Raw genomic sequence first — 17,252 nt, forward strand, 5'->3', positions numbered from 1 at the left:
GAGGTGAGGGTATGACGGATGCTGAGCTGATTGCGGAGGCAAAAAACGGGAGCCAGGCGAGCCAGGAAATTCTGGTGCGGCGGCATTATAAGCTGGTGTTCAGCTTTCTTTACCGGATGACAGGTGAGAAGGAGCTGGCGATGGACCTGACACAGGAGACCTTCATAAAATCATTGAACCAGCTGTCAAAATATAAGCCGATGTCTGACTTTAAAAGCTGGCTTTTGACCGTAGCAAGCAACCACGCCAAAGATTACCTGAAAAGCAGAAATCATAAAGACAGCCAGAATACATATGAGCTGCTTGAAAAGGATATGAAGCAGGGAAAAAGCGTGGCATCAATATTTGAAAAAAATGAAAAGCGCAAAGAAGTGAAGGAAGCGCTGTTGAGTCTGCCGGATTTTCAGCGGGAGGCGATCCTCCTTAAATACTATAACGATATGAAAATAGCCGAGATCGCATCGATCACTAACGCGAGTGTGCCGACGGTCAAATCGAGACTCAAGCAAGGGCTTGGGAAGCTGAAACTTTACTTGAACAGAGGTGAGCGGGATGAAGAACGAACAGTTTGACGAAGAGATTCAGGATTATTTGAGCCTCTATAAAGTGGACCTGCCGGATGAGGATGAGATGGAACGTTCCATTGCCGCCATCATGTCGAGCGTCCCGAAAAAGAAAAGCAGTCTCCTAGTATGGCAAAATGGTGCCCGGTCACTGTTGCAGAACAGTATTCGGGAGCTTATGCACTTTGGCGCGTTGTTCTGGGTTATAAACGTATTGTTCCTTATTCTCGGTGCCATCACTTTGATTGACCGCAGTGCGGATCCTTATTTAACAGCCTTTATTCTGGCTCCACTACCGTTTATCACGGGAACCTATGAAATTTTTAAAAGCCGGGATGAGGGGCTCGTCGAGCTCGAGATGTCGCTTAAATACAATACTCACCAAGTTTTCTTATCACGGCTGGTTGCGGTGGGTGTTATGAATTTTGTACTCAATGCGGCATTATGCACGTTGTTCGCCAGCTTTTATCCGCAGATGCTCGTTGTTAAACTGCTGCTATGCTGGACCATACCATATGTATTTGTAACGGGTATCGCGTTTCTTTTTGCGATGAATGTAAGAAGCAGCATAGCGAGCGGAACTTTAGCTGCGGTCTGGTTTGCTTTCTGCTTCGGGTTCTTGCAGGGAGAAGAGTTTCAAAGAATGGTGATGCAAATGGATATAGTAACTGCCATAGCCATCCTTTTAATAGGTGTCATGCTTTGGGCGATAGGAGTACAGAGAATGAAGAAAATCACGATCGGGAGAGAAAACTATGAAGCTTAAACTAGAGAACGTATCAAAAGTTTTTGGTGATAAAAAGGCGGTCGACAACGTTACCACAGAGCTGACGAGCGGAGTGTACGGGTTTCTCGGGGCGAACGGATCGGGCAAGACAACGCTGATGAGAATGCTTGCTGCTGTATCGATGCCAACGTCAGGCGTCATCTCATTGAACGGTGAAGACATAAGCGATATGGGTGCCCGTTACCGCGATGTACTTGGATATCTGCCTCAGCATATTGGCTTTTATAAAAGCTTTTCCGTTGAAAAGTTTTTACAGTATATTGCGAGTTTAAAAGGGCTGGAAAAAAGGGAGGCAAAGGAAAGGATTGCGGAGCTGCTAGAGATGGTGAACCTTTCTGAGAGCAAGAAGGTGAAGATGGGCAAACTGTCTGGCGGGATGAAACAGCGGGTCGGCATCGCGCAGGCGCTGCTGAACGATCCGAAGGTGCTGATCGTCGATGAGCCGACTGCCGGTCTCGATCCGAAAGAACGGATCCGCTTCCGCAATCTTCTTGCCGAGATCGCCAGCGACCGTATCGTTCTGCTGTCGACGCATATCGTGTCAGATATCGAGTATATCGCCAAGGAAATTTTAATCATGAAGGATGGGAGGCTCATTCAAAAGGATACGCCGCAAAACTTGATGAAACACATTGCGAGCAACGTGTGGAGCGTCGATGCGAGTGATGCGGAAATTCCGTCTTATCAGGCATCGTATAAAGTCGGCAATATTACGAGAAGAGCGGAAGGCATCGATCTGAGAATAATTTCCGAGAAGAAGCCGGCACCTCAGGCTGTCAATGTGCCCGTTAATCTTGAAGATCTATATTTGTATTACTTTGATGAAGAGGTGGGCGCATGAGTTTGTTCAAGTGGGAGTTAAAAAAGATTTTTCAGCAGAAAACGATTTATATCGTAGCGGTGTTCCTGCTTGGGTTTTTATCGCTGAATGCTTTTGATAGAGAGGATAGAAGCGCGAATCGAGAGGTGTATCGCGAGTGGGCGGGCCCGTTTACGGCGGGAAAACTGGAAAAAGCAAACAAGCTGAATGAGGAATTAACAAAAAAACTTCCGGAAAATGAAGATTTAGGTGTGTTAAGCGCACGTGAACGCGTAGAGTATGGACTAGGCGAAACACTCGCCTACAGCCAGAACAGTGTTGATCAGGCAAAAAATGCGATGGCACGTCTAGATAAGCGCATTAAGAAAGCGGAAGCTAAAGGCGATGATTCGGCGGTCAGTAAGCTGAAGCTGGAGAAGCAGATGTTCAGTAAAGTGGAGGTCAATACATTTGCTTACCATGACGCACCGCAGGAAGTGGTAGACACAGTCAACACGTTCGGCCTCGTTTTCTCAGGACTGCTGCTGGTGGTCGGCCTCGCTGGAATTTATTCGAACGAACGGTCATCTGGTGTGGAGAACTACATCCTGAGCGCAAAGAACGGGCGAGAAAAAATAATGCGCGCGAAACTGTATGCTGCCTTTCTTTATTCACTGGCTGTTGTTGTGGTTTGGGAGCTGTACAGCCTTGGTGTTTGGACGTATTTATACGGAACAGACGGCTGGAACCTGCCAATTCAGTATTCGTTCAAGTATTATTTCTCACCGTATAGTATGACGTTTACGGAATATCACTTCATGCAGATGGGGCTTCATTTGCTAGCCACACTCGCTCTAGCAGGAGTGATTGTGATCGTATCGATGATATCCCGTTCGTCAATGATCGCCCTATTTGGTGCCGGAGTGGTGTTCGGGTTTCCGGTTTTCGTTGAAAGCATGCTTGGCATGGAGGATGGCTGGGTGAATAAGCTGCTTACCTACAGCCTTACAAACATCATGAAAGTAGAAGGATTGTTTATGAACTTTAAATCAGTCAGTTTGCTTGGTATGCCAGTAATCGCACCATATATCGGGATCGCGGTATCCATCATAATTCTTGCGCTGGCGGTTTATTTTACGAGATTCCTTATTGTCAGGAAGCAGGTTGCTTAAAAAATTAGGAGGGAAACCCTAGGATGCTAGGGTTTCTCTCTATTTATTTTAATGGAACGCTAGTCTCTGTACCGCTTTGAACAATGACTGCATTCTCTATATTCTTTGTTTTTTTCTTATCAATTGCGATTACAAACGTCCTTGGAGTTGCATCATCCGTGCATGCACCGTCTGGCACTGTCAAAGGTACATTTAGCGTTTTATTGTCCGCGCTCAGATTCATATTTTTAATCTTGAGTGAACAGCTCCCAGACTCATGAACGCCAATGAAGAAAACATCTTTTTCCTTCAAGTCTACGTTCGGCATTTTATTTTGAAAAGCATATAAGTTCCAAGCATCTTCAAATTCAGATGTATTAACGGCTTTTTTTACTAAATATTGAAAGTGAGGCGTTTCTTTTCTTTCAAACGCAATGTCATGAAAAGTATCAGGCAGCGTTTTTTCGCTGGCTATAAGATCGAAGGCAATTTGATTTTCTGAAACATCATTACTGCCGTTGCTGCAGCCAAATGCAAAAAACAGCGACATAAACAAAGCAAGTGAAAGTATAAAAATAACGTTTTTCATGTGATACACGCCCTTTCTAAAAAGATTAGACGAAATTTAATGGTTAAAGTTTCTGAGAAGCCAAATAACAAAGGGTGTCCTGCGGCAGCAGAACACCCTTTCAGCATGTAGGATTTCATTTATTTGCAGATTCCGATGGTTTATTTGCGAATCTTCAAGTTTTATTTGCGAATCCTGAGGGTTTATTTGCAGATCTGAAAATTTGTTTGCAGTACCAATTTTTATTTATTCTTCGACACGTTTATTTGCATAAACGCCGCTTTATTTGCGCCGCCGCGACATCAGCCTCGCCAGCACCACAAGCCAATCATCAAAGCCCCGCAAACACCTTCTCATTCCGCTCCCATATCCGCTCCAGATTCGCGGCCATCATGCCGGACTCTTCCAAAGAAAGGCTCCCGGTAACGAGTTCATCAGAAACCTCGCCGAGCACAACGAGCAGATGCTTCAGCATGTCGACCACCGTAATCTTCACACCGGCAAGCTCGCTTAGCGATGCCATCACTTCCGGACGAATCTCAGGATAAACGAATTTCGTCTGCTCACCCTTTAAAGCACGCTTGTAAAACTCACCGATCAAAGCAGCACGATCAGATCCGCTGCCGTCACAACACAGATAGATCTGCACAGCGACACCGCCGCGCATGCGCCGCTGCGAGATGCCGGCAAACTTTCGGCCACCAATGCTCAGGTCATAACTTCCCGGGCAATATGAGCCCGCGATTTCGCGTGCCTCGAACTCAAGTCGATATGGCTTCAGCATCCGCTTAACCAGCTCGACCATCGTGTCATAGCCTAAATCAATATCAATCTTATTATCTTTTTCTGCAAAAATAAGAGAAATGTTCAGCACGCTCTCATCCAAAACGACAGCGAGGCCGCCAGAGTTGCGGACGATAACGCGATAGCCCTGCTCATTCAAAAAGGCAATGCCGTCACTCAAATGAGGCAGGCGTGCATCCTGAATGCCGAGCACGATCGTATTGTGATGCACCCACGTGCGGGCGGTTGACGGCGCGTCGCCTTTTCCGACAGACGCACACAGCGTATCATCGGTCGCGAAGCTTTGGCGTGCGTCAAACGCCGGTCCTAAAAACGATTGGTCGATCAGGCGCCAGACATGCTGGCGCAGCAGATCCCCGTTCATTACAGCTTCTCCGCTGTGATGATGAATGTTTTCGGGATGCCGCGGTCGAATTCTTCCGCGTGTGGCTCTTCAACGAGCTGCTGTATCCAAAGGCCTTGGCTGCCGATCGCTGTAACGATTTCCCCGATCGTCCATTTACGGAGCGACACTTGGAAAGGTGCGCGTTCCTCGGCGTTCGCGTAGCGCAGCTCAGGCAGAAATTTAGAATAGGCCACTTCTGTTGTTTCCAGTGACTCATCAAAATAATCACCCGTTACCTTGTGCTTTCGGACTGCCTGGCTTTTACCTTGTGACGAAATCAATTTGGTTGAAACCGGATGAAAGTCCTGCAGCACAAGTTTTCCGCCCTTTTTCAGCAGCTGTGCCGCAACGGCGAAGAACGGTTTTAAGTCGGTAAAATAGTGCAGGATGCCGAGCTCGGTAAATACTAGATCGTAATCGCCGGTCAGCTCTGCATCAGGCAGAGCCAGCACATCCTCAACCACGTAACGCAGCGGTACATTTGCGGCATCCGCCAATTCACGTGCATATGCAGCGTTTGATTCAGAGATGTCGATGACAGTCGTGTCGGCTCCGAGCAGTGCGAGCGCAACCGCTTTGCTTCCGTGTGAGCCGAGCAGGTTCACGACTTTTTTTCCTTTTACATCTCCAATATATTGATCAAGGGGCTCAAGCCTTTTCAGCGGATCTTTCGCGATTTTAGCCGCTGCTTTTTCAGGCGTGCCGAAACGGTTGCTCCATGCGTTATAAGCGCTTTTGTTCCATGCCTGTCCGTTTGACTCCCTGCGTTCTGTATCCATGTTCATTCCTCCAGCTATATAGCGGCGTCCGTCCTGTATCTTTACAGTATGGACAGCATTTTATTATCAATAATCATTCTATATGATACCATTTTTCAGCCCGAAAAAATTTACAATTCGATGAAGGCGCGCTATTAAAGGAATGTTGCACGTATGGCGAAAAAAGGTTGTTGCCGGGCTGTTACGGCGGGGATACAATAGGGTATATCTTCAGTAATACACATCTGAAAAAAACAGCGATAGAGAACCTTCTGCAGAGTGCCGGCGAGAAGGGATTTTCTTTTTTTAGCCGAATATTTATCTCCAATATATCTCGCAAATTATATCTCACATACATGATTACATGACCAGTTTATAAGAAAAGCGGAAGCGGTACGCATGTTAGAAGCCGCTGCTGCTGGACAAAAAAGGAGTATCCTAGAACCGTATGGCGAAACCATTAGGGCAGTTACATGAAGAGAAGGTATTTAAAGATCCCGTTCACCGCTATATTCATGTCCGGGACGAATTGATCTGGAAACTGATCGGCACACGCGAATTTCAGCGGCTCCGCCGAGTGCGCCAGCTCGGAACGACATATCTGACCTTTCATGGCGCCGAGCACAGCCGGTTCAGCCACTCACTCGGTGTTTATGAGATTACAAGAAGGATCATGGATATTTTTCATGGCCGTGATCAATGGGATGACAGCGAGCGCCTGCTCGTCCTGAGCGCCGCGCTTCTTCACGATGTGGGGCATGGTCCGTTCTCCCACTCGTTTGAAAAAGTGTTCGGGGTGGATCACGAAGAGTTCAGCCGCGATATCATCACAGGGGACACCGAAGTGAACAGCATACTCCGGCTTATGGGGGACGATTTTCCTCATAAAGTGGCAGACGTGATCGCGAAAACGTATCCGAACAAGCTGGTTGTCAGCCTTATTTCGAGCCAGATTGACGCCGACAGGATGGATTACCTGCTTCGCGATGCTTACTTTACAGGCGTCAGCTACGGCAATTTCGATATCGAGCGGATATTGCGCGTGATGCGTCCGACCGAGGACGGCGTGGTCATCAAATCAAGCGGCATGCATGCTGTAGAAGATTACATAATGAGCCGATATCAGATGTACTGGCAAGTATATTTCCATCCGGTGACCCGCAGCGCAGAGGTTATCTTGAGCCGGATCCTTCACCGCGCCAAGGAGCTTTACGAGGATGGGTACGTGTTCCGTGAAAGTCTTACTCACTTTGAATCTCTTTTTAAAGGAAACATCTCGCTTGAGGATTATATCCGCCTTGATGAAGGTGTCATGCAGCATTATTTTCTTCTTTGGCAGGATGAGAGAGATGAGATCTTGAGTGACCTGTGCCGCCGTTTTATGAACCGGAAGCTGTTTAAGTACGTAGATATGGTGTCGATCAGCGACATACATGAGTTGTACAAGCTGTTTGAAGAGGCCGGGCTGAACCCGAAATATTATTTGATCATGGATTCATCATCTGATCTGCCGTACGATTTTTACCGGCCGGGTGAAAAAGAAGAGCGGCTGCCGATCAATCTGCTGAAGCCGAACGGGGAGATCCGCGAGCTTTCGCGCGAGTCGGATGTTGTAGAGGCGATTTCCGGCAAACGCAGAACCGATCATAAGCTGTATTTTCCATCCGAGCTGATCGAAGCGATGGATGATGAAAACGTAAAACAAAAGATAAAAAATATACTTTATAAATAGAACGAACCGTGTTAGGGGGAAAAGGATAATGTTTGATGATCATTTAAAGATCATGACAATGCTGAAGGAAGCAGGCGAGGTTGTTGGACGGAAAAAGCTTCAGAAAATGGTGTTTATCGCCAAAAAGCTGAGCTTTCCGTTTCAGGAGAAATACCAGTTTCATTTTTACGGCCCTTATTCAGAAGAGCTGACACTGCGTATCGAGGAACTGTGCAACCTTGGCTTCCTTCAAGAGGAAAAGGAAAAGGTAAGCGGCTATTCGCAATACCGCTACATGCTGAATGAAGAGGGCGACAAGATGGCGTCTTCGTTCGGGAAAGAAATCCCAGGGCTCGGCCAGTGTGTCCGGTCGATGAACGAACAGCCTTCGCGTTTCCTCGAGCTCGTTTCGACGATCATGTATTTTGATAAGCTCACAAAAGAGCAGGTGATCGAGAAAGTCCATATCGTCAAGGCGAAGCTGAAATACAGCGATGAAGAGATCCAGGAAGCTTTCAGCTATATTGAATCTCTTATGCAGATGAAAAACTAAACAACAAAGAGGGTGCCCGCACGCAGGGGCACCCTCTTTCTATTACCAGCGGAATTTAATAGAGTGTCCGCCTTGGTAGATTCCATAAAAATAAATAATGATTAAAAAGGCACACACAGGAACGATTAGTGCGGCCAGGGTGGTGATGAAACCGAGCCGCACGCTGCGGTTGTACACTTTATTAGCGATATAGCCAATCACGAATCCAAGCATCATCATGCTTGTAACGAAAATCGCGACCCATAGGTTCATATGCACACACCCCTCCTTGTTCACAGCATCTCCATCACAAACAATCTTTAAACCGTTTTTACAGTGGTGAAACACTTCTGTCGCCTATCTCGTCTATTATGAAAATACTTCAACTATTGAATTTTCAGAAGGGAGATGAGTTTCATGAAGAGAGCTGGAATACTTTTAGCTGCGGTTATGTTCATGTTAGCCGGCTGCGGGACGAGTACAGGTAAGGAAGAGAACTCAGCAGACGGGGGAAAAGCATACTTTCCTGTCGTGAAGGATCAAGGTGTGGAGATGAAGCTTGAGGATGGCGGGAGCGGCAAGTCGCAGCTCGTCATCACAAACAATACGAAAGAACAGCTGACAACAGGAATGCATTATAAACTGGAAAAGAAGACAGAGGGCGGCTGGGAACTCGTGAACAGCGATATGGCGTTCACAGAGCAGGCGGTCATTGTAGAACCAGGAAAATCGTTTGAACAGGAAATCGAGCTGAATAAGGAAGACGGCGAGCACAGGATCAGCAAGCAGGTGTTCAGCGGAAATGGGAACAAGAAAGAGCTTGTGCTGAATCTAAAATAATAAGAGGACGCTGAAAACCAGGAGGAAGAATTATCCTGGTTTTTTTTGCGTGTGTTTACTGTTTAAACGATTGCTGCCGCTCTCATAAAAAGTTGCAGGACAAAAATTATATCAGTTGACTTTCATACTAATTTCCAAATATTATAAAAATTACAAATGTGTTACCAAAGTATGACTTATTATTACTTTTGGTATGAAAGGCGGGTAAAAGATGCAGCGTGCGGTAATTGAAGGATTTCAAAGCTTACTCAAACTGGCACTTGCAGTATTTGGAATCATTTGTTTAGGCTCGTTGCCTGGATTGTTTAATCATCTGACTGTGAATGTTCCGCAATACATACAAACGATTCAGGATGTGGCTGCGAAATTAGCTCATCCTGCAAGCATCACATATTCAACGACCGTACGTCCGCTTTTCCCTGAAATTTTCATCCGCTTTAAGGAGTCATTGATTATCTTCAGCTGCTCATTGTTTTTTTCAATTACGCTGGCGATTATTGTGGTGTATTATTTGATTCGTTTAAGTGAACGCCGTCTTAATCAAGTGAGGCAGCTGATCGCGTTTTTTGAATCCATACCGGATATACTGATCATTCTAGGATTGCAGCTTTTTGTTGTCTGGCTGTTCCAAGTGACGGGCGTGCTGTTTGTCAAAGTGGCAGGTATCGGTGACAACACAGTGAGGGCGCTGCCAATGATCGCGCTGAGCATTCCGACGACCCTTATGTTTATTAAGCTTCTGCTCGTGCGATTTGAAGAAGAATTTCGCCGGGACTATGTCCTTTTAGCAGAAGCAAAAGGCTTAAGCCGGGTGGCCGTTTTTTACCGCCACGTGTTCATCAATGTGCTGTTCAGCTTGTTCTTTTTTACGAAAACGACAATCTGGTTCATGCTGTCTAACCTCTACATCATCGAGTACTTTTTCAACTCGCTGGGCATTTTCCTTTTTGTAAAAGAAAATCCTACAAGTGAAATCTTTGTTGTCAGCTTGCTGCTGATTTATATTCCGGTATTTCTCTTTATCCAGGCTTTCCAGCTATTTGCACCTGATGCATTGAAAGAGAGGACTTGATATGTGGCGTTTTCTGATACGAGATAAAAAGTTTATTATAGGTCTGCTTTTTTTGGTCACCCTGGTCGCCTTAAGTATCGGGAACACCATTTTTAATGACGGGGAAATCCGGAAGGTTATTCTCAGTTATGATGAAGATGGAATGGTTCAAGTACCGCCTTATCCGCCTTTTTCAGATTTCATTCTCGGTTCTGACCAAAACGGAAGAGATCTTCTTCATGTCGTTATAGAAGGAGCAAAATGGACAATCGGTGCGACTGTTGTGATTGCATTAGCGCGAATAGTATTCGGGCTTATATTCGCGATGATTATTAGTTTTTTCGTTAAAAAAGGGTACGATTATCTAGAATCATGGTTTGACAGCTTCAGTATTCTCCCAATGACAATGATTGCGTATTTTTTACTGGCGAACGTACTTGTTTTCGATAGCGGAGATACTTCCGCACCATCTTTTTCTGTGAGATTAAGCTTCGAGATTTTGATTTTGACGATATTGGCAGTACCGACGGTTTCTTTTTACATCGCGAATGAAACAAAGCGTTTGCTGCGGGAGGAATATGTTCAAACATCTCGCATGCTTGGCGGGAACACCAAACATGTAATCATCAAACATATCATTCCACAGCTGTTTCCAGTGCTGATCATCGTGTTCATGCAGCAGTTTGTGCAGACCCTCATTCTTCTCGCTCACTTAGGCGTCCTTAAATTGTTTTTAGGAGGAACGGTCGTCTTTACCGATTTAAACGGAAAAGAATTTTACACCGCATCTCATGAATGGTCTGGCATGCTTGGTTTATATTATCAGCAGCTTATGGCATATCCATGGATCCCGTTTGTACCGATGCTTTTCTTTGCACTGACAATCATTGCAGGCAACTTTATCCTCAGTGGAATTCAAAAAGCGTATGAAGGTATTAGAAAACCTGTTTCGAAGGTGAAAAAGAAAATACCTGCATTGGATGACATGCCGGCTGCAAAAAAAGATTCATTTGTGTTTGTAGAACGGAAGGACTCGATGAGTATATAAAGAAAAAGCCAAGGCTCAAAGGCCTTGGCTTTCCGTATTAGTGCGGTAAAAATGCCAGCTGGTAAAAGAACAGCACAGCGAACAAGTAGACGAGGAACGGTACCTCGCGCCATTTTCCGCGTACGACTTTAAGCAGCGGGTAGGAGATGAATCCTAGTGCGATTCCTGTGGCAATGCTCGATGTGAGCGGCATGCTTAAGATAATCAGGAACGCAGGGAATGCTTCGTCAAACTCGTCCCATTTAATTTTTCCAAGCGAGCTGAGCATGAAGCTTCCGACGATGATCAATGTTGGCGCTGTGATGGCTGCGATGCCTGAGATCGCGCCGACAAGAGGTGCGAAGAATGCAGCAGCGATAAACAGAACCGCGACAACGACTGATGTTAAGCCTGAACGGCCGCCAGCGGCAACGCCTGAAGATGACTCGATGTATGCACTTGTCGGGCTCGTTCCAAGAGCGGCACCGACTGTTGTCGCAACAGAATCAGCAAGAAGCGCTTCACGCGCACGCGGCATCTTGTTGTTTTTCATCAAGCCGGCTTGTTCAGCGACGCCGACCATCGTTCCCGTCGTATCAAAGATAGTGACGAGAAGGAAGGAGAAGACAACCGCATACAAGCCATATTGAAATACATCTGATATAGCTGTGAGCGGGCTGCCGAAAATGAACAGCTGATCTGGCATGTTAGGCATTGCCATAATCTTTTCTTTAAACTTCAGCTGACCTGTCGCGTAGGCGATGATACCTGTCGCGATCATACCGAAGAACAAGGCGCCGTTCACGTTAAGCGCGATAAGCACGAGCGTGATGGCAAGACCGGCAAGAGCGAGCATGACGCTTGGAGAATGAAGGTCACCTAGTGCGACGAGATTCTCTTTGTGTGCTGTGATGATGCCAGTAAGTCTCATTCCGATAAAAGCGATAAACAGACCGATACCTGCTGTGATGCCGTGTTTTAAGTTAGAAGGAATCGCTTCGATCAATTTTGAACGGAAAGGTGTTAATGATAATAAAATAAAGATAAGGCCGGCAACGAAAACCGCGCCAAAAGCTACTTGATACGAAATGTTAGTGTGTGTGCCGACAACCGAGAACGCAAAATAAGCGTTCAGCCCCATTCCGGGAGCGATAGCGATCGGATAGTTGGCGAAGAGCGCCATCCAAAGCGTTCCTACAACGGTCGCAATGATCGTTGCTATAAAAACAGTATCAAACGGAACTCCCGCAGAGTGAAGGATGATCGGGTTGACGATAACAATGTAGACCATCGTCAAGAATGTGGTGATCCCGGCAAGTACTTCAGTTTTAACAGTTGTTCCAAGTTCTTTTAATTTAAAAAAGGATGATAGCATGCGTTACCTCCAAAATACGAACATTATTTACATACAAATTATATATTATTCGTTTTTAAGGTGCGAATCAACCCTTTTTTAGGATTTAACCATACGGAAAACCGTATTGATGCGGCAGATGACTGTAATAGAAGCGTGCCTGTGTGGTACAATAATGTCAGTAACGACGGAGACGGGGGCTTGGAAATGAAGGACTTTTTTGAGAAAAAAAATGATGGTGCGAAAAAAGGCAGCGGCTTTACGATTTTGAGCGGAGATTCAACTGGCGGTCACGGAGGTTTCGGCATTGGTGCACTAAGTCTGGACAACGTGACGCCGGTCATCGTTGACACAGAAGACAGCGTAGCATATGTAGATATGGGCGCACTTCATGCGAGAAGTGAAGTGGAGAAGCGGATTAAATTTACACCGGACCGCAGCAACACACCAAACCCGAGGCTGTACTGGCTCGTATGGGTGACGATCAACCGCAGCGAACAAGGACCGTATTATTACGGAGTGACAGCTTGCGAGATGCAGATCGATTCAGAGGCGCGCAGAGGGTACAAGAGCTTGCCGGAGCATGTAAACCGCATGGATAAATCGATGAAAGGGCATGTGATCATCGAAGACATGGATGAAAAATCACGCCGTCTGCTAGGTAATTTCCTGCGCGATCATGATGAAGCCATGTTCGAACGCTCATCAGACACTGTCAAAGCAATGGTGGAATAATATTGGAAAAGTTATGAACCTTTTTTGAACTTTGTCGAAAAAAGCTTGTAGCAAGAAAGCCTTTCCATTAAAATAAATCTAGCATTGTACACACATTGCTAGGACAAAAAAATGCCCGGGACCGCTTCTGCGGATCCGGGCATTTTTTTTTGTTCAGGCTGGGGGTACGGTACCATCAGCCGAAATTCGGCGGTACGGCTTTGTTTTGTGTTGATGGTACCGTACCCCAAAAGCCATGTTACCACCAGTTAAACCAGCCGCTTTCTTCTTCTTGCTGTGGCTCAGCGTAATGATCTTCGCCGTGTTCGTCACAGAATTCGGTCGGTTCTGTGCCTGCTTTGTAATACGAAATTCTTGTAACAGGGCAGCTGTCAGTAGCGAGCTTTCCGTTTGCCGGATTAACAGTAACAGCCGTCACTCCGTCAGGCTTCTTGAATGACATGGCGGGCTGTCCTTGCAATGCTTCTTCCATGAATTGAGCCCAGATGCGCTTAGAGTAGCCTGTATCCGTTTTGCCGAGTTCTTCACCTTTGTCGTAGCCGACCCAAACTGACGCAGTCAGCTGCGGCGTGAAGCCGATCATCCAGCTGTCGTTCGGTGTAGAACCTGATTTGCCAGCCATTGGCCTTGTGAGCTGCTGGTTGATGCTTGATCCGGTAACCGCCGTGTAGGTGCCGAGCCGGTCGTCGAACATTCCGGCAAGCATATCGGTCAGAACGTAGGCGTTTTCTTCGTTCAGCACCTGCTTTTTCTCGTATTCGTGCTCGTACAGCACACGTCCATCGCGGTCGGTGATTTTCTGAATGAACACCGGATCCATTCTGTGACCGCCGTTCGCGAACAGGTTGTACGCGTTCGTCATCTCCATTACACCAACGCCTTTTGAGCCAAGAGCGAGCGACGGAATTTTATCAAGCGGCGAATGAATGCCGAATTTCTTTGCACTTTTCACAAGCTTATCTGGTCCTAAAAACAGATTGGTTTTAACCGCATAGATGTTGTCTGACATGGCGATCGCCTGTGACATCGTAATAAAGTCGTTCGCATAACGATCTTTAAAGTTTTGCGGCTCATAATCTTTGTGCCCGTCACCCATCGCGAATGCAGTCGGCTCGCTCTTCAGCGAAGTAGAAGGCGTATAGCCGTTTTCGAGTGCGGCGTAGTACAGAAACGGTTTAAACGTCGATCCGGGTGCACGTTTTGCCTGCACTGCCCGGTTGAACGGGCTCTTGCTGTAATCGCGCCCTCCGATCATCGCACGCACATCGCCATTGCGCGGATCCATCGCGACAAATGCTGCCTGGAGATTTTCTTTGCCTTTGATCTTTCCGTTCATTGAGTCCTCTGCAATTTTTTGCATATTAGCGTCAAGCGTCGTATAAATGTGCAGCCCGCCAAACCGGAGCGTCTCCGGATTGACCTTCAACTCGTTTTTCAATACCGACAATACAGCATCCTGAAAATAAGGAGCTACTTTCTGTTTTTGCTCTTCTTTTATTCTTTGAAAAGAAAGGTGAGTGCGTTTCGCTTCTGCCTTTTCGTTCTCCGTCACATGCCCGTCCTCTGCCATGGCGGTCAATATCACAGCCTGGCGGTCCTTCGCACGGTGATAATGCAGGACCGGCGAGTAAGCGGAAGGACCTTTTGGGATTCCTGCCAGCATGCTCGCTTCTGCCAAGGTCAGGTCATCCGCATTTTTCCCATAATAATAATGAGCGGCAGACTGGATTCCGTATGTTCCATGACCGTAATAGATCGTGTTCAGATAGCCTTCTAAAATCTCTTCCTTTGAATAGTTCATCTCAAGCCTTAGTGTATAAAAGGCTTCCTGAAGCTTTCGGCGCCATGTTTTGTCGTGTGTCAGAAAAAGGTTGCGGGCATACTGCTGTGTGACCGTGCTCGCTCCCTGCACTTTGGAGCCTGCCTTGATATCGGCTAGTAGTGCACCGGCAATACGTTTGAAATCGAACCCGCTATGCTTAAAAAAGCTTTTATCCTCAATCGAAAGGGTGGCATCGATCACGTCCTGATCGATTTTTTTCAGCGGCATCCAATAACGGTTCTGACCTTGGTTATGAATCTCGCCGATCACTGACCCGTCACGAGCATGAAGGACAGTTGTCTGCGGAACGAGCAGAGCCGGCGGTCCCATGAGCTTTGCGAGCAGCAGAAGCCCAGCGAAACTAGCAAGGACAGCACCCGCGCTTAACAGGCTCCACTTTTTCAGCAGTCTCTGTTTCTCTTGTTTTGGCATCTCTTTTATTTTTAATAAATACTTTTTTAACACTTCCATTTGGACACCCCTTATATCTGGATAATGGCCGTCTGCTAAAAGTTTTATGTCTAGTTATTGTTAGTATGGGAGAGTTCAGGCGGCCTTAAACATGGAACGAGGGTAAGAATGATATAATGGCACATATAAAGGAGTGGATCGGAATGCTGCTGAAAAATGTCAGGCTTTTGACGCGCGGAAACGTTGGCAACTGGAAAACAAAATCAGGAGATATTCTTATTGACGGCGATAAGATTACGGCCGTGGGAACGTTTGATGATGACGTGAGCAGTCATGAAGTGGCGGACGGAAAAGGGATGCTGGCAGCACCAGGACTTGTGAACGGTCATCAGCATACACCGATGTCGCTGCTGCGCTGCTACAGTGACGATGTGCCGCTCATGAAATGGCTGAACGAGAAGATGCTGCCGATCGAGATGAAGATGGATGATGAAGACCGTTACATCGGTGCACTGTTATCAATGGCAGAAATGATGAAAAGCGGAACAACGGCTTATGCTGATATGTACATAGGAATGGATCAAGTGGCTGAGGCTGTTACATCTTCTGGGATCAGGGCGTCACTCGCCCGCGGTCTGATCGCGATGGACAGCAACTTCGAAGGGCGTTTGCGTGAAGCTGCTGATGTGGTTGACCGCTGGCACGGCAAGGCGGACGGCAGGATCACGACGATGATCGCCCCGCATTCGCCATACATGTGCCCGCCGGAGCTGCTAAAGGGAGCAGTCGCGCTTGCTGGTGAAAAGGGTGTGCCGCTTCATATCCATCTGGCGGAAACAAAGGATGAAGAGCGAATCATCCACGACCGTTACGGCATGCGTCCGGTGCAATATTTGTTCGAAAACGGTGTGTTTGAGCAGCATGTCCTTCTCGCTCACGGAGTTCATTTTAATGATGAGGATTTTAAAATACTAAAAGGAATAAAAGGCGGTATCGTCCATAATCCGGTATCGAACGCGAAGCTCGGCTGCGGCATAAGTGATGTGAAGAAGCTGAGTGATCTCGGTGTGAAGGTCGGGCTTGGAACAGACGGAGCAGGGAGCGCGAGTACGCTTGACCTGTTTATGGAGATGAAGGCGGCGAGTTGGATGCAGAAGCTGAGGTATGAGGATGCTGGTGTCTTGTCGGCGCATGATGTGCTGTCGATGGCGACGGTGAACGGAGCGGATATTCTCGGGCTCGGCGGAGTGACAGGAGAACTGAAGCCGGGCATGAAGGCGGACGTGATCTTACTGAACATGAACCAGCTGCATTTGACGCCGGCTTATGAAGAGGCGAGTCTGCTTGTTTATGCGGCGAGCGGCCATGACGTTGATACGACGGTTATAAACGGGAAGATGGTCATGCGCGGCCGTGAACTTTTAACGGTGGATGAAGAAAAGCTGATGTTCGATGCAAGAAACCGGGCTGAGGGGCTATTGAAGAGGCTGTCATAGGACAGGCTTTTGAAAACGTGGTAAAATAATTAAAGATTGAGCATAGTATAAATGAACATAAAAACCGCCCGTGCGCGAACACGGACGGATTAGCAGACGGTGCCTGACTAGGCGCCGGCTATAAGCTGCAACTGCATAGGGCAACGTATAGGCCGCGAAAACTCCTGCCAGAGGTGAGCGGTCTATTTTTTTTGCTTAGACATGATCGTGACAACAAGCGAGCTGAACGCAACCGCGAACATTAACGCTTCGAAAACTGTCAGAGGCACCACCCCCCTCCACTGTAAGCTGCTTAGCACAATGGTTTGACCAGCTCCAGTCTTAAAGGGAATGCGCCGACCGCTCAAGCCTTAAGCAATCCGTCTGCTGTATCTACCATTATATCACGAACGTATGTTTTTATGCTGAGCCATAAGGACCAATGGTAAAAATAAAAGTCTTGTTTCGCGAATATTGTT

The 17,252-nt window shown here is 46.9% G+C and carries 17 protein-coding genes; 11 read left to right on the forward strand and 6 right to left on the reverse strand.

What is annotated here, in order from left to right:
* Positions 1-11: 11 nt before the first annotated feature.
* Genes CGZ90_RS11880 through CGZ90_RS11895 form a run of 4 tightly spaced genes read left to right on the forward strand, consistent with a single transcriptional unit; the run spans position 12 to position 3,321 of the window.
* The gene (locus CGZ90_RS11880) at positions 12-572 is read left to right on the forward strand and encodes an RNA polymerase sigma factor (protein ID WP_094252720.1); all 561 of its coding nucleotides are present in this window, start codon (positions 12-14) and stop codon (positions 570-572) included.
* Complete coding sequence (locus CGZ90_RS11885; RefSeq protein ID WP_094252721.1) at positions 553-1,329, forward strand: hypothetical protein; 777 nt, start codon at positions 553-555, stop codon at positions 1,327-1,329. The genes CGZ90_RS11880 and CGZ90_RS11885 overlap by 20 nt, the downstream gene beginning before the upstream one ends.
* Positions 1,319-2,191: an ABC transporter ATP-binding protein gene (locus CGZ90_RS11890; RefSeq protein ID WP_094252722.1), complete on the forward strand. Its 873-nt coding sequence runs from the start codon at positions 1,319-1,321 to the stop codon at positions 2,189-2,191. Before CGZ90_RS11885 ends, CGZ90_RS11890 begins: the two co-directional genes overlap by 11 nt.
* Complete coding sequence (locus CGZ90_RS11895) at positions 2,188-3,321, forward strand: hypothetical protein (protein WP_094252723.1); 1,134 nt, start codon at positions 2,188-2,190, stop codon at positions 3,319-3,321. Before CGZ90_RS11890 ends, CGZ90_RS11895 begins: the two co-directional genes overlap by 4 nt.
* 43 nt (positions 3,322-3,364) lie before the next feature.
* Here the strand turns inward: CGZ90_RS11895 and CGZ90_RS11900 are convergent, their stop codons facing one another.
* The 3 genes from CGZ90_RS11900 to CGZ90_RS11910 form a co-directional block, all read right to left on the reverse strand.
* Positions 3,365-3,889 (reverse strand): hypothetical protein, encoded by a 525-nt coding sequence (locus CGZ90_RS11900; protein ID WP_094252724.1) that lies wholly within the window; start codon positions 3,887-3,889, stop codon positions 3,365-3,367.
* 310 nt (positions 3,890-4,199) lie between these two features.
* The gene (lipL, locus tag CGZ90_RS11905; RefSeq protein ID WP_094252725.1) at positions 4,200-5,036 is read right to left on the reverse strand and encodes an octanoyl-[GcvH]:protein N-octanoyltransferase; all 837 of its coding nucleotides are present in this window, start codon (positions 5,034-5,036) and stop codon (positions 4,200-4,202) included.
* Positions 5,036-5,836 carry a class I SAM-dependent methyltransferase gene (locus CGZ90_RS11910; RefSeq protein ID WP_094252726.1) on the reverse strand — a complete coding sequence of 267 codons (801 nt, stop codon included), beginning with the start codon at positions 5,834-5,836 and terminating at the stop codon, positions 5,036-5,038. The genes lipL and CGZ90_RS11910 overlap by 1 nt, the downstream gene beginning before the upstream one ends.
* A 427-nt stretch (positions 5,837-6,263) precedes the next feature.
* Between CGZ90_RS11910 and CGZ90_RS11915 the strand changes: the two genes are divergently transcribed.
* Positions 6,264-7,547 (forward strand): HD domain-containing protein, encoded by a 1,284-nt coding sequence (locus CGZ90_RS11915; RefSeq protein ID WP_094252727.1) that lies wholly within the window; start codon positions 6,264-6,266, stop codon positions 7,545-7,547.
* 28 nt (positions 7,548-7,575) lie between these two features.
* Complete coding sequence (locus CGZ90_RS11920) at positions 7,576-8,079, forward strand: YwgA family protein (RefSeq protein ID WP_094252728.1); 504 nt, start codon at positions 7,576-7,578, stop codon at positions 8,077-8,079.
* Positions 8,080-8,121: 42 nt separating this feature from the next.
* Here the strand turns inward: CGZ90_RS11920 and CGZ90_RS11925 are convergent, their stop codons facing one another.
* The gene (locus CGZ90_RS11925) at positions 8,122-8,331 is read right to left on the reverse strand and encodes a hypothetical protein (RefSeq protein ID WP_094252729.1); all 210 of its coding nucleotides are present in this window, start codon (positions 8,329-8,331) and stop codon (positions 8,122-8,124) included.
* Positions 8,332-8,475: 144 nt separating this feature from the next.
* On the opposite strand from CGZ90_RS11925, the gene CGZ90_RS11930 reads away from it, so the two are divergent.
* From CGZ90_RS11930 to CGZ90_RS11940, 3 genes are all read left to right on the forward strand, one after another.
* Complete coding sequence (locus CGZ90_RS11930; protein WP_094252730.1) at positions 8,476-8,898, forward strand: immunoglobulin-like domain-containing protein; 423 nt, start codon at positions 8,476-8,478, stop codon at positions 8,896-8,898.
* A gap of 211 nt (positions 8,899-9,109) precedes the next feature.
* Complete coding sequence (locus CGZ90_RS11935) at positions 9,110-9,970, forward strand: ABC transporter permease family protein (RefSeq protein WP_094252731.1); 861 nt, start codon at positions 9,110-9,112, stop codon at positions 9,968-9,970.
* A 1-nt stretch (position 9,971) separates the two neighbouring features.
* The gene (locus tag CGZ90_RS11940) at positions 9,972-10,997 is read left to right on the forward strand and encodes an ABC transporter permease (RefSeq protein ID WP_094252732.1); all 1,026 of its coding nucleotides are present in this window, start codon (positions 9,972-9,974) and stop codon (positions 10,995-10,997) included.
* A gap of 37 nt (positions 10,998-11,034) precedes the next feature.
* On the opposite strand, the gene CGZ90_RS11945 is transcribed toward CGZ90_RS11940, so the two are convergent.
* Positions 11,035-12,351: an NCS2 family permease gene (locus CGZ90_RS11945; RefSeq protein ID WP_094252733.1), complete on the reverse strand. Its 1,317-nt coding sequence runs from the start codon at positions 12,349-12,351 to the stop codon at positions 11,035-11,037.
* A gap of 186 nt (positions 12,352-12,537) precedes the next feature.
* Here CGZ90_RS11945 and CGZ90_RS11950 point away from each other — a divergent pair, with 186 nt between their 5' ends.
* Positions 12,538-13,065, forward strand: a complete 528-nt coding sequence (locus CGZ90_RS11950) for a YwhD family protein (protein WP_094252734.1) — start codon at positions 12,538-12,540, stop codon at positions 13,063-13,065.
* A 238-nt stretch (positions 13,066-13,303) separates the two neighbouring features.
* Here the strand turns inward: CGZ90_RS11950 and CGZ90_RS11955 are convergent, their stop codons facing one another.
* The gene (locus tag CGZ90_RS11955) at positions 13,304-15,358 is read right to left on the reverse strand and encodes a transglycosylase domain-containing protein (RefSeq protein ID WP_094252735.1); all 2,055 of its coding nucleotides are present in this window, start codon (positions 15,356-15,358) and stop codon (positions 13,304-13,306) included.
* A gap of 143 nt (positions 15,359-15,501) precedes the next feature.
* Between CGZ90_RS11955 and CGZ90_RS11960 the strand changes: the two genes are divergently transcribed.
* Entirely contained in the window at positions 15,502-16,794 is a 1,293-nt protein-coding gene (locus CGZ90_RS11960) for an amidohydrolase (protein WP_094252736.1), read from the forward strand.
* Positions 16,795-17,252 lie beyond the last annotated feature (458 nt).

Origin of the sequence: Fictibacillus aquaticus, assembly GCF_002245695.1 — a bacterium.
Taxonomy (GTDB): domain Bacteria; phylum Bacillota; class Bacilli; order Bacillales; family Fictibacillaceae; genus Fictibacillus; species Fictibacillus aquaticus.